We start from the raw sequence: 13886 nt of genomic DNA on the forward strand, positions 1-13886 counted from the left end.
CCGGTTGAACTGAAGGATCATATGTTCGACTGCGTATGGGACAATACGACCATCAGCACCCGCACGGTAGCAGATGTGGCTCAGGCAGGCAATTGTGTTGACGGACTGACCTACACCTATACCGCAAATGTTGACGGCCAGAATTATACGCATGAAGAATCGGTTACGCCGGGGACGCATACGTATTCTGTGGAGTGGACCTGGGCAGATGATTGCTCTACCGCAACCGCGAAGCTGACCTGTGACCGCTGCGGCGCAACAGCAGAGGAAACTGCAACTGAGGATGCTCAGACTATCACAAAGAGCGGCTATACTGCTGCGACCTGTGAGGAAGACGGTTCTATTTCCTATAAGGCAAAAGTTACACATGACGATGTAAACTATGTAAGCACCAAGACACTGACCATCCGGCTACAGGCCATAGCTATGGCGATCCGGTATGGGAGTGGGTTAAGGCAGATGACGGAAGCTACACGCAACTGCAACCTTTACCTGCGAAAATGGCGACACACATGTTGAGAAGCGGGATGCAACACTGACGGTTGAAACGGACGAATCCACCGGTGAGCAGAAGTATGTTGCAACCGTAGAATTCAACGACACAACCTATACAGACGAACATGAGAAGGAAGTTATGATTACCTCTCAGCCGGGGATTATACCGGCGAGATCGGTACAAAGGCGACCTTCACGGTTGTTGCGGAAGGCAATGGCCTGACCTACCAGTGGCAGTATCAGAACGGTGGCAAAACGACATGGCAGAATTCTTCCCAGAGTGGCTGCACGACCGATACACTGACTGTCCCGATTACGGAAGCACGTGATGGTCAGAAGTATCGCTGCATTGTCACCGATGCAGGCGGAAACAGCATTACTTCCAGCGCGGCAACAATGCATGCAACGGCAGCAACGCCGAAGATCACGATCACCTCTCAGCCGACGAATGTCAGCGGCGCGGTTGGCACAAAGGCTGTCTTCACTGTTGAGGCGGAAGGCAACAGCGAGCTGACCTACCAGTGGCAGTATCAGAACGCTGGCAGCACCTACTGGCAGAAATCCTCTCAGAACGGCAGTACGACCAAGACGCTGACGGTTTCGATTACTGCGGCACGCGATGGTCAGAAGTATCGTTGCGTCATCTCGGATGTGGACGGCAATACTGTCACCTCCGATTCGGCAGCAATTGAGGTAGTTGAACCGACCACTACAATTACGATCACCTCTAATCCGGTCGATTACACCGGCGCGCTTGGTGAAAAGGCAACCTTCACGGTTGAAGCTACGGGTGAAGAGCTGACCTATCAGTGGCAGTATCAGAACGCCGGCAAAACAGTATGGCAGAATTCTTCTCAGAGCGGCAACCAGACCGCAACACTGACGGTTCCGATTACGGCGGCGCGCGACGGTCAGAAGTATCGCTGCGTCATCTCGGATGCAGCTGGCACAACTGCGACCTCCGGTGAGGCAACGCTGTTTGTCAAGACGGTAGATACGCAACTTGAGATCACTGGTCAGCCGGAGGATGTTTCCGGTGCAGTCGGCGAGCAGGCAGCATTTACTGTTGAGGCAGCAGGCGAGGGTTTGACCTATCAGTGGCAGTACCAGAACCCTGGCAAGAGCTACTGGCAGAATTCTTCTCAGAGCGGCAACCAGACCGCAACATTGACCGTTCCGATTACGGCGGCACGTGATGGCCAGAAGTATCGCTGCATTATCACCGATGCAGCAGGGAATTCGGCAACTTCTGATGCGGCGACGCTGACTGTTGTAACGAAGATTACGATCACAAGCCAGCCGGTAGACTTCACCGGTGCGGTTGGTGACATGGCGACCTTCACCGTCGAGGCAACTGGAAACAGTGACCTGACTTACCAGTGGCAGTATCAGAATGTTGGCACCAGCTATTGGCAGAATTCTTCCCAGAGCGGCAACCAGACCGCAACGCTGACTGTTCCGATTACGGCGGCACGTGATGGTCAGAAGTATCGTTGCGTTATCACGGATGCGGACGGCAACACAGTTGCTTCCAATGAGGCATCGATTTTTGTTGAATAAGTCGGGCTCTGACCGGAAGGCGACCTGTGAAACAGTTGAATTTATAGAAAAGTAAACAGCGGGGCGGGCATATTGTCCGCAAATAAACATCCTGCATGCTATATTCGTATAGTGTGCAGGATGTTCTTTAATTTATCAAAATATATTGCAATGCTGTCGATAGAATGGTATAATAAAGACGATTTAAATTGTATGAATCACAGAAAGACATAGCTGTTTTTCTGTGGAGAAGAGGTTGGATTTATGCTATATTGCTATAAATCTAGGAGGATTGCATTATGAAACGTAAAATTCAGGTGATGATCTTGGCTGCATGCATGGTGCTGGCCGCTGGCTGCGGCTCGAAAGATTTATCAGACTCCGTAAACGATGCCGCCACTGCCGATAATGGCTCTGCTGTGATTGCCAGTGAGCCCGCTGCGGGAACGCCGTCGTTAAATGTCGAAAATGACACCTTTACCTTTGAACAACTGGCACGCCAGGCTGGGGCAAAGGAAACAGATGTATTGGCGATGCTCGGTGCCAATGAAAAAAGCGATTCGTATTCCACGACCCTGTTCGGTGAGAGCGTAACGGTTGTTCTGACCAGTGAAGGTGATACTGTAAGCGCGATCAAATTGACTTTCGTAGGGACAAATGCTGACTCACTCATCAATGCCATTGCTGAAGAACTGGGTCAGGATGGCGAAAACACAGATGACATCACAACATGGACGTATCAGAACAACACCGTTACGTTGACCAAGGATAATCAGAACTGTGTTGTCAATATTACAAAGGCATAAGCGAGATCCCTGTAATAGGATAACATAAGAAGCGAGTATCCCTTATCAGCGAGAACAGAAAATAAAAAGCCGATCGAAGCAGTATGATTGCATAACTGCTCCGACCGGCTTTTTTGTGTTGATAGCAAAAGAACGCCTGATAACGGGATGTCCGGTCAGTGTTGACTTTGATTTATGCCAGCGCTCTTTGTTAACAGTTTTGAAATTTATTACAGTGGACAACTCGTTCAGTACGATTATTATTACAGTATATTTTGTTTGAAAGGAATGGTCATATGATTTCTACCATTTTCTATGATTATCTGCATGATAATATAGTTCGATTCGACCTTTGTGGTCTTTCATCAGATCCAAAGCCTTTTCCGAATTTCGGGAAGAGAATGATTGCAAACGGAAGTTCGTTTATCGAAATGGATACCGGTTCGCTATATTTTTTGATGAGGATGGACAAAACTGGTTAGAGTTTGGAGTGAATACATGATGGTTGATATCATTGCGCGTGGATGGCGGCAAAGGCGCTTCAAATCGGTGCCCCAACGGACGAACAAATTACGGACTCGCTTTCCGTGTTGGCGGAAAATGGAAAGATTACCACAGGTGCGACTGCCGCACAGGCAGAGCAGATCGAGAAGAACACACAGGACATCCGTTTATTTACAGAAGAACTTGAAAACAATATCAATTCACTCTCTCTGTGGGAAAGCGGACAGATCAATTCGGATGGAACGAACAATACAAACAACACCCGAATCCGCACGATCAGCTACATACCCGATAATGTCATTCGCGTCAAAGCGGACGATCAGGCAAATGTCAGGGCACAGTTGTATGCCGCAGACGGTACATTTGTGAAGGTGTCCGATCTTGGATTTACACAGGATTTTTTGGTTGCAGATGTGCTGGCAGAAGATGCGCAGGCATCAAAAATCCGGTTGACTGCCAGACACGTAAAAACGACGACGGCGATTGACACAGATTATGCGGAACATATTCAGCTGCTTACTCTGACGGACACGGAACTGACTGCCGCCGGAAAGTCGGCAGACGCAGCGGCAACCGGTGCGGCGATTGCGGCGCTGGAAAAAACAGACAGCGACCAGCAGTCACGAATCTGTAGTATTGACCATATCCTGTCCCCGGTGTGGGAACAGGGTCACATCAAGACTGCGGATGGTACAGACGGTTTGCCGACTGCAAACAGTTTTGCCCTGCGTATCCGAACAGGCTTTCTGCCGGAAGATGTGCAGAAGATCACAACGTCCCGGCTGGGATGGCTGTATCTGTTCCGCTATGACAAAGACGGAAATTTTGTGGATTATATCGATTACGAGGCGTCAGCAGAGGTGACCGATTTCGACCACAGCCAATATTTATACCGTGCGATGCTGCGCGACGGCTTGGATTATGGCGCTGCGACGGATCTGTCCTACACGGCGTATGTCAAAATCGAAAATAAGATCAACCGACCGCTTGTGCGGTTTGAAATCGACTATACTATGCGCGATGTATCCGGCGATTTGTCTGGCGTGGATTTATCTGCCGACACCCTGTCGGAGAAAACGCTGGAGCAGGTGTACAGTCTGTTTGACGGGCTGGTTACAGCGTATCCCGACTATGTGACAAAATCAGATGCAGCGGGGCTGTGCAGTATGACATACCCCGATTATGCCAACGGCGTATCGGGCAGCAGCATATATGAAGATACGCCGGCGTATCAAACATATTTGTACAAATTTTCAGAATCCAACGAATGCGCCGGAAATGATGGCACATGCAGAAAGGCGAAGCTGCTGATGATCTGCGGCGTGCATGGAAATGAATATGCCGCACCATACAATGCCTATCTGTTTGCAAAGCAGCTGTGCGACAGCGTTTTGACAGACGAAAATTTCTTCAAGCTGCGGGCGGCCTTTGATATCTATATCATCCCGTGTCTGAATGGCTATGGCATGTACCACGGACTGCGCGGCAATGCCAACGGGGTAAATATCAACAGAAATTTCCCTGTTGAGGACTGGAAGGTGCGGAGCGAAGATACGAAGGACACAGCAGCGAACAATTACAGTGGCCCATCTGCCGGAAGCGAATTTGAAACACAGCTCGTCATGAACATAACGGATTTGATTCAGCCGGATATGTGCATTGACCACCACAACTACAACAAGGAAAAATGGCAGTTCTATACAACGGTATGTGATTACCGATGGCTGGGGTTGATGTATCAGTCGTTGGTGGACTGTTCGTGCGCATTCAAAAAGAACTATCCGCAGTATTTCGGAACCGGATTTTCCCTTCTGGTAGATAAATCCGGCGCGGCGCCATCCAGCGTGTCGAAGGATAAGACGCTTTGTACGGCGTCCAAATGGTGGTATGAAAGCGGTATGACATTCGCCGCCACAGTAGAAGCAGCCGTGTCAATCAACTATACCGACGGCGTTTATACGGATACCACTACAAATTACTACGGTATGGACACGTTATCCGTCGCGGAATACACGCTGCGCAATGTGATCCTGCATGCGGGGCAGTACGTGTTGGATAATCGATGATGCTGGCATGAGTAGAACGAGACAGCTTGAAAACAGGGAACTGGCTCTGGCAAAATAAACTTATATTTACAGCAGTCATGTCATACTCCTTTTCAGGGAAACAATGCATAAAAGCAGAGTTTCTCTGGAGAGGAGCATTTTTATGCACAATAGAGGGAGAAAACGCACAAGCCAGTGCAGTGATGTGGAGTTTGATTGTAGCTGTAAAGGGAAACAATGGGACTTCATTTTGCAGCGAATGCGGAAATTCTGCCCAAGCAATGTAACTTTATGGAAGGAAATCTAGAGAATTGCGTTAAAAAAACTTTTTTGTGTAATATTATTTATTTCTTTATTGCTTTTTGTATATTTCGTGTATTGACACAGGAAATAATATTTTATAGAATTTTAACGGTATACATATTGACTCAGTAATATAAAAAGTTGGTTTAATCCACAATTGGATACAGCGATTTGAGGTTTTCTCTTGCATCAGATGTGGAGATGTGCCAATTGACAGAAGAAATCTTCCGATTTCTGTCAGACAACTACGGAGAGACTTTTAGAAACCGTTAGTTCTGAAAATGTTGTGAGGACTCTATAGAATATTAGAAACATTCCGGAAACTTTGTGATATCTGGAATAAGCTTTTTGGAAGGGGTAAGGAGAAAGTAATGGAAATAATGCAACATGACACGGACGAAATTGATATTAATTTCTTAAAATTATTTCATATATTATTAAGTAAGCTGCATATCATTCTTCTTTGTGGCCTGCTTTTTGGTCTGCTTGCGTATGGAGCTGTTTATCTGCTGATAACGCCGAAATATATGGCGAGTACAATGCTGTACGTAAACAATGCTTCCACAAAGGAAAATACCACAACGATTACTCAGAGCGATTTGTATGCCTCTTCGCAGCTCGTAAATACATATTCTGCTATCATTACCTCTGAATCTTTTCTGGGACAGGTAATCGTAGACGCAGATATTGATCTTGAGGTGGAAGAGCTTGCAAAGCAACTGGAAATTGAGTCTGTGAATGATACAGAAGCATTTAGAGTAACTGTCATGGATGAAGACCCGAAGGCTGCCGCTCGTATTGCCAATGCGATTGCGGATATTGCACCTACCCAGATTCCTACCATCGTAGACGGCAGTTCTGTAAAGGTTATTGACTATGCAAGTATCCCAACAGATATTGCGAAACCGAACTATCGTAAATTCACATTGATCGGAATCATGCTTGGTCTCGGCATCAGCATGCTTGTCATTCTTTTGAGAGAAATTATGGATACGACGATTAAATCGGAAAGTGATCTGGAAGAATGGAATCTGCCAACTCTGGGAGTTGTGCCTGATTTTGCAGAAGCAAAAAAGCATAAATCATATGGATATAGCTATGGAAATCAAAATGTAGGGAGATAAATGATGATAGGATCAAAAAAGCGTGCGGGAAATGCTGGTTTTACAAATCAGGTAGAGTATTTGCTGACGGATACCGTTCCCTTTGCGATTCAAGAAGCATATAAAATGATTCGAACGAACATTATTTTTTCGATTCCCGATCAGAAATGTAAGAAAATTTTAGTAACAAGTGCGTTGCAGGGTGAGGCGAAGAGCACCACGGCTGTTAATGTGAGCATTGCATTTGCGCAGAATCAATCGCGGATATTGCTGGTTGACTGCGACCTGCGTCTGCCTACAGATGCGAAGAAGCTGAATGCACAACAATCGCCTGGTCTGACGAACCTTCTGGTTGGAATGTGTACGCTGGATGAAGCAATACAGCAGTTGCCCAGTGGTCTTGATGTGCTCGCTGCAGGAGATATCCCGCCCAATCCGTCGGAATTGCTTGGCTCGCCGCGTATGGAGCAGCTCATGAAGGAATTGGAGAGCAGATACGAATATATTATTCTCGATACTCCGCCGATTTGTGCCGTTGCAGATGCGACGATTCTTTCTAAAATGGCATCCGGTGTGATTTTGGTTGTGCGTCAGGGAATTGCAACACGTGAAAATGTCAATAATGCGCTGGAAAAGCTGAAAGTTGCGAATGCCAAAGTTCTCGGCATAGTTATGACCGGCGCAGCAAATGAAAAGACAAAAAGCTATAGTAAAGGCAAGGGTTATGGGTATGGATACGGATATGCAGATAACTATGCCAAGGCACAGATGCAAATAGGTGATCAGAAAAATGAAAGTCATTGATTTTCATTCCCATATTCTGCCAAATATTGATGATGGAAGCAAAGACATCAATATGTCTATGGAGATGCTGAAACGTTCAAAGGAACAGCAGATTGATGTAATGATTGCAACGCCGCACTTTTATGCGGACAGCGATACGATAGAACATTTCCTGAAAAAACGAACGTATGCGTTGAAGCAGCTGGAAGACAATATCGATTTTTCAGCTCCCAAAATTGTCAGTGGTGCAGAGGTATGTTTTTTTGCCGGAATCGGGCGGGCAGATAATATTGAGGAGTTATGCATCGGAAGCTCTGACCTGATGCTGTTGGAGATGCCATTTCGAGCATGGTCCAAAGGGGATCTGCGTGAAGTCGAACGATTGCTGAATCGCGGGATCAGACCGATTATTGCACATCTGGAACGGTTTTATCGGTTTCAAAAAGATAAGGAATTGATACAAGATTTGTTCGCTTTCCCGGTACTAATCCAGGTGAATGCAGAATGCCTGCTGTCTTGGAAGGATCGGCGGCGCGCCATCAAGCTGTTTCAGAGCGGGCAGGCTCACCTGCTTGGCTCGGACTGTCACAATCTTACGGGTAGGCCGCAGAATCTGATGGAAGGCCGAGCCATGCTGGAGAAGAAAATAGGACGGCAGTTCCTGAATCAGATGGATCAGTTGGGCGTATCACTGTTAAGAGAGGATATTTAAAATGCGGAAGGTGCTTGGATTTATTGGCTGCATCGTCCTTGCAGGCAGCCTGTTTGCGCTGGACTACTGGCAGGGGCATAATAATAAACTGACTTCGGAACAGTTGAAACAGGATAATGCGGAAATTCAGCAGCTATTAAATGAAAAATCACAGTTGGAAAAGAAGCTGGAGGAAACCGCACAGCAGGAAACCACGCAGGAGACTCAGGAAATATCGGGAGCCGTTCTTTGCTTTCATTCTTTGGACGAGAGTTTTTACACGGAAATTTATCCTGTTGTAAAAGAAAAGGTCGATTCCGGTATTCTGATCTTGGAGGATGGCAAGATTCCAGGTGATAACGATTATATTTCCGCACAGGCTTTTTCTGAACTGATTGAGGATGGCTGGGACTGTGCCGTTTCTATTGAACGAACAGCGGATGCTTCTCAATGGCAGACCAATATCAAAAATTATTTAAATGCATTGAGTGCCAGAGTTTCTGCAAAACCGACAGTATATTATTTTCCTTCGGGAGGATGCAGTGAAAGCGATGCGCAGATTTTGAAGTCTCTTGGATTTGAAACTGTACTTTGTCACGAAGAGACAACGGAGAAGACCATAGGGGGACTGAATCTTGTCCAGCTATATGGATATAATGATTCGGCTGCCGTAAATAACGTTTTAGCCAATCCGGGCAACTGTGGCTTGGAGATTTGGGTAAATTGGGATAATTCGATCCGTACGCGTGTACGTTATACGGAAACCGCGTTGCAGCGCTTATTGAACAGCAGTACAATAACATTCAAAGGGCTGGAAGAGCTGCTCGACGAAGACCAGGTTGTTACATCACAAACTGTAGAGGAACGACTTACAGAAATAGATCAGTTGCTTGATGATCTGTACCATTGAAAGCGGCGTTTCATATGAAAGGCTGGAGTAGGTGATCTCAAACAGTGCATTTTATAAATCATGCGTGTGAGGGAACATCTTGGGCTTTGGAAGAGTGAGGAAGAGGTTAGATGGAATTGGCAGAGATGATGGCGGTTGATATGGAACAAATGAACAGCAACGTCAGTTTAAGCGGTGAAAAACGAATCTATATCGACCGAAAAGAGCAACTGCACAGAAAGAGAAGATATTGGATACTCAGACGAGTGCAGGATATTCTGCTTTCGGGGATTGGTTTGATTATTCTTTCTCCAATTATGCTGCTTATCGCTTTGGCAATTTGCATTGATGATCCGCATGGCAGCCCGATTTTTACGCAGATTCGGTGTGGAAGAGACGGGAAACTGTTTAAGTTTTATAAATTTCGCAGTATGTGTGTGGATGCGGAAGACAAGTTGGTTGAATTGCTCGGGAGTAATGAGATGGATGGCCCTGCATTTAAGATTAAGGACGATCCACGCATTACGAAGATTGGGCGCATTATTCGGAAAACAAGCTTGGATGAACTGCCGCAGCTTTGGAATGTTTTCAAGGGAGATATGAGCATTGTCGGCCCACGACCGGCGCTGCCCAGAGAGGTTGAACTGTATGATGATTATCAGCTTCAACGCATGTATGTTCAGCCGGGGCTGACCTGTTACTGGCAGATTCAGCCGCGAAGAAATGAAATTTCCTTTGAGGACTGGGTTGCTCTTGATATCAAGTACATACAGGAACGAAGTTTCTGGATCGATTGGAAAATTATTTTCATGACAGTTGGAGCAGTGATAAGGGGCGAAGGAGAATAATTTCTGCTCAGGAGCGCAGGCAGGAGCCTCGATACATCGTACAAACCCGAATGCCATAGGCAGGATATTTTATATTTCTGACAGAATGCCAATATGCTAATAGAGAGTATCCCGCGCATATTAGCCTGCAAGCCGATGTCAATTGACAGCAAGCTACAGGCTTTTTTCTTTTGATTTTTTGCGGAAAAAGTAGCTGATACATGGCAGCTGACAGGGGGATGATATACCTTTGCCCAGAGGTGTTGATATTCCTGTAGGACAAAATAGTGAAATCAGGAACCGGAGGAGACAGACATGGCTGAAAAAAGAAAGACAATTTTGTTTGTGGTTGAGGCCATGGGCGGCGGCGTGTTTACATATGTTGTTGACCTTGCAAACGAGCTTGTGAAGACATATGATATGTATATTGCATATGCGGTGCGCAGCCAGACACCGGCGAATTATAAGGAACAGTTCGATCCAAGAATACAGATGATTGAGGTAAAAAATTTTGTTCGTTCGATCAATCCCCTGAAGGATATCAGAGCCTTTTTTGAAATCAGAAAAATCGCGGACAGAGTTCAGCCGGATATCATTCATTTACACAGCAGCAAGGCTGGGGCACTGGGGCGTTGGGCATTCAATGGAAAGAATACCCCGATTTTTTACACACCGCATGGATACAGCTTTTTGATGCAGAATCAAAATGCAGCAAAGAGGCTGTTGTACAAATTGGTGGAAAAAGTAAGCGGTCAACGGAACTGCACCACCATCAGCTGTAGCGAAGGGGAGCACAGGGAATCATGCAGACTGACCCGGCATGCAACCTATGTAAATAACGGAATCAATGTTGACAAGCTGAAAAATGTGCTGGATTTCGTTACAACAGAGAAAGAACATCCGTTTACTGTGTTTACGCTTGGAAGAATATGCTATCAGAAAAACCCTGCATTATTTAACAAAATTGCGCTGGAACTGCCGGATGTGCACTTCGTCTGGATTGGCGATGGAGAAATGCGTGCGGAGCTTTCCTCGCCTAACATTGAAATAACCGGCTGGGTAGAAAGAGAACCGGCGCTTCAGCATTCCATGCAGGGTGATGTATTTGTACTTACCTCTCTTTGGGAAGGGCTGCCGATGTCTCTGCTGGAAGCTATGTATATGCGGAAGCTTTGCATCGTCAGTGAGGTCATTGGAAACCGGGATGTCATTCATACAGGGGAAAACGGATTTGTCTGCCGAACAGCGGAAGATTTTGTAAAGGCAATCCGGGAGGCACAAAACGGCGATACAAAGGGCTTGATCGAGAAAGCCTACGCGGATATTATTGAAACATATAATACAAATGCCATGGCCAGACATTACAGCGACATTTACAGGGAAGCATTGCGTTCTTGCTGAAAGATACATTTCAGCGCTTCGGGCGCGGAACGATGCAGTACAAAGCCATCAGAGAAGCGGTTTTCCTATCCATTTCTCTGTCATATAAGGAGAATAATATGAGTCATTTGAAGATTGCTGTTGCTGGTGCCGGCTATGTTGGATTGTCTCTGGCAGTTTTGCTGGCGCAACAGAACGAAGTTACAGCGGTTGATGTAGTGCAGGAGAAGGTTGACGCAATCAATCAGCGGAAATCGCCGATTCAGGACAAAGAAATTGAAGAATATCTGGCGACAAAAGAACTGGATTTGACTGCGACGTTGGATGCAAAAGCGGCATACACAGATGCAGATTTTGTCGTGATTGCAGCGCCCACAAATTATGATTCTCAAAAGAATTTTTTTGACACTTCGGCAGTGGAAACGGTCATCCGATCGGTTATAGAAAGCAATCCGCAGGCAATTATGGTGATTAAATCCACTATACCGGTTGGCTATACAAAAGCAATCCGTGAGAAAACCGGAAGCGAAAATATCATTTTCAGCCCGGAATTTTTGCGGGAAAGCAAAGCTCTGTATGATAATCTGTATCCGAGCCGGATTATTGTCGGCACCGATCTGGAAGACGAACGGCTGATGCAGGCTGCCCGTACCTTTGCCGGTCTGCTTCAGGAGGGTGCGATAAAAGAAAATATTGATGTGCTGTTCATGGGCTTTGCGGAAGCGGAGGCAGTCAAGCTGTTTGCGAATACGTATCTGGCGCTCCGTGTATCGTATTTTAATGAGCTGGATACATATGCTGAAATGAAAGGATTGGATACACAGCAGATTATTCAGGGAGTCTGTTTGGATCCCCGCATCGGAAGCCATTATAATAATCCGAGCTTTGGATATGGTGGATATTGTCTGCCCAAGGATACCAAGCAGCTGTTGGCAAACTATAAGGATGTTCCGGAGAATTTGATTCAGGCCATTGTGGAAAGCAATCGGACGAGAAAAGATTTTATTGCAGATCGTGTCCTGAAAACAGCAGGCTATTATGGCTATGATGATGACAATGAATTTGACAGAGCGCACGAGAAGAAAGTGACAATTGGTGTGTATCGCCTCACGATGAAGTCAAATTCCGATAATTTTCGTCAGAGCTCCATACAGGGAGTCATGAAGCGGATCAAAGCGAAGGGGGCTGTCGTTATCATTTTTGAGCCGTCGTTGAAGGATGGAGAAACCTTTTTTGGAAGCGTTGTTGTCAACGATTTTGAACTGTTCGCAGCACAGTCGGATGCCATCATTGCGAACCGTTATGACAGTTGTCTGGACGCTGTACGGGACAAGGTGTACACGCGAGATGTCTTTGGAAGAGATTAAATGCCATCTGAAAACCAGAAAACGAAGAATATTGCGCTATGGCGCGGGGAGTTCGATGCAAGATTTCTTGGAAACCTTTGTGGATTCCAGGGGATTTTAACGAAGAAAATTCTGCCTTGCCGAAATAGTCAAAATTTCTGACTTTATCAGATCCGCCCTGACGGAATAGTGGAAATATATGCAGAATATTCATTCACAAAGCTGTATGGGAAGAATCGTTGTACAATAGAATGAGGAGATGACCAATGAATAATCCATTGATTAGCGTGGTAGTTACGACACATAAGAGGGAAGTAAGTGAGATTCGGCGGGCGATTGACAGCGTTTTGAATCAGACGTACCAAAACCTCGAACTGACGATTGTAGATGACAGCCCGGAGAGTTATGAACATCGCAATGAAGTGAAAGCATTTTGCGAGAGTATTTCAGATGAGCGGGTGACATACATTCAGCATGAAAAAAATTCCGGAGCCTGTGTTGCGCGGAATACCGGACTTGCGCACAGCAAAGGTGAGTTTATTTCCTTTTTGGATGATGACGATGAATTTCTTCCGTTTCGCATGGAAAAAATGATTGGCTATTTTTCCGATCAAAATGTTGTATTGGTTTATGCAGATGCAGCCATGTACCAAAATGGAAAATATGAGAACAAAAACTACTCCGATCTTCAGAAGCCACGCACCGGACAGGTTTATGATGAAATTATGAAAGCGGATTTCATTGGATCAACATCCATGGCAATGCTGCGGACAGATATTCTGCGCAAGGCAGGAGGTTTTAATCCGGAAATGGAGGCATGCCAGGACTGGGAAACCTGGATTCGTGTTGCCCGGTATGGCGAAGTAGCATATTGCCCGGAAGTGGTATTTAACTACTATGCGTATGATGGCAATGGCAAGGATGCCCGAATCACCAACGACACCAATCGACGCATCCGAGCAGTGCGACATTTGAATGAGCTGCACGCGGACTATTTGAAAGAACATAAAGACGCGTTGGCGGTCAGAAAAGCGTATGAAATGAGATTGCACATTAAAAACAGTGACATCAAGAGTGCTGTTGCCTGTTACCGGGATGTCCTTTCTGCAAGACCGACTGCGATCCTCAGCAATCTGATTCTGCTCAAGGCGTTTGGAAGACTGTGGATTAAGAAAAAACAATAACCGGCAAGAGGG

At 46.0% G+C, this 13886-nt stretch carries 12 protein-coding genes; all 12 read left to right on the forward strand.

Features of this window, described 5'->3' with window-relative positions; all coding sequences use genetic code 11:
* Nucleotides 1-519: hypothetical protein (locus CBW42_RS14655; protein WP_165761107.1), on the forward strand; the 519-nt coding region annotated here is incomplete at its 5' end.
* A gap of 372 nt (nt 520-891) precedes the next feature.
* Nucleotides 892-2055 carry an immunoglobulin domain-containing protein gene (locus CBW42_RS08205; RefSeq protein ID WP_087019823.1) on the forward strand — a complete coding sequence of 388 codons (1164 nt, stop codon included), beginning with the start codon at nt 892-894 and terminating at the stop codon, nt 2053-2055.
* Between the two features lie 278 nt (nt 2056-2333).
* Entirely contained in the window at nt 2334-2840 is a 507-nt protein-coding gene (locus CBW42_RS08210) for a hypothetical protein (protein WP_087017768.1), read from the forward strand.
* Between the two features lie 566 nt (nt 2841-3406).
* Complete coding sequence (locus tag CBW42_RS08220) at nt 3407-5389, forward strand: M14 family zinc carboxypeptidase (protein WP_165761108.1); 1983 nt, start codon at nt 3407-3409, stop codon at nt 5387-5389.
* A 653-nt stretch (nt 5390-6042) separates the two neighbouring features.
* Nucleotides 6043-6795 (forward strand): YveK family protein, encoded by a 753-nt coding sequence (locus CBW42_RS08225; protein ID WP_087019831.1) that lies wholly within the window; start codon nt 6043-6045, stop codon nt 6793-6795.
* Nucleotides 6796-7578, forward strand: coding sequence for a CpsD/CapB family tyrosine-protein kinase (locus CBW42_RS08230; RefSeq protein WP_087019834.1), 783 nt, complete (start codon nt 6796-6798; stop codon nt 7576-7578).
* Nucleotides 7565-8269 (forward strand): CpsB/CapC family capsule biosynthesis tyrosine phosphatase, encoded by a 705-nt coding sequence (locus CBW42_RS08235; protein ID WP_087019839.1) that lies wholly within the window; start codon nt 7565-7567, stop codon nt 8267-8269. The genes CBW42_RS08230 and CBW42_RS08235 overlap by 14 nt, the downstream gene beginning before the upstream one ends.
* Before the next feature lies 1 nt (nt 8270).
* Nucleotides 8271-9158 carry a hypothetical protein gene (locus CBW42_RS08240; RefSeq protein ID WP_087019841.1) on the forward strand — a complete coding sequence of 296 codons (888 nt, stop codon included), beginning with the start codon at nt 8271-8273 and terminating at the stop codon, nt 9156-9158.
* Between the two features lie 140 nt (nt 9159-9298).
* On the forward strand, nt 9299-9985 hold the full coding sequence (locus CBW42_RS08245; protein ID WP_407922958.1) for a sugar transferase: 687 nt from the start codon (nt 9299-9301) through the stop codon (nt 9983-9985).
* Between the two features lie 294 nt (nt 9986-10279).
* A complete protein-coding gene (locus CBW42_RS08250) occupies nt 10280-11365 on the forward strand; it encodes a glycosyltransferase (RefSeq protein WP_087019844.1) in 1086 nt (361 codons plus the stop codon).
* A 107-nt stretch (nt 11366-11472) separates the two neighbouring features.
* Entirely contained in the window at nt 11473-12711 is a 1239-nt protein-coding gene (locus tag CBW42_RS08255; protein WP_087019994.1) for a nucleotide sugar dehydrogenase, read from the forward strand.
* Nucleotides 12712-12956: 245 nt separating this feature from the next.
* Nucleotides 12957-13874: a glycosyltransferase gene (locus CBW42_RS08260; RefSeq protein WP_087019847.1), complete on the forward strand. Its 918-nt coding sequence runs from the start codon at nt 12957-12959 to the stop codon at nt 13872-13874.
* Nucleotides 13875-13886 lie beyond the last annotated feature (12 nt).

Source organism: Butyricicoccus porcorum, assembly GCF_002157465.1.
Lineage (GTDB): Bacteria > Bacillota > Clostridia > Oscillospirales > Butyricicoccaceae > Butyricicoccus_A > Butyricicoccus_A porcorum.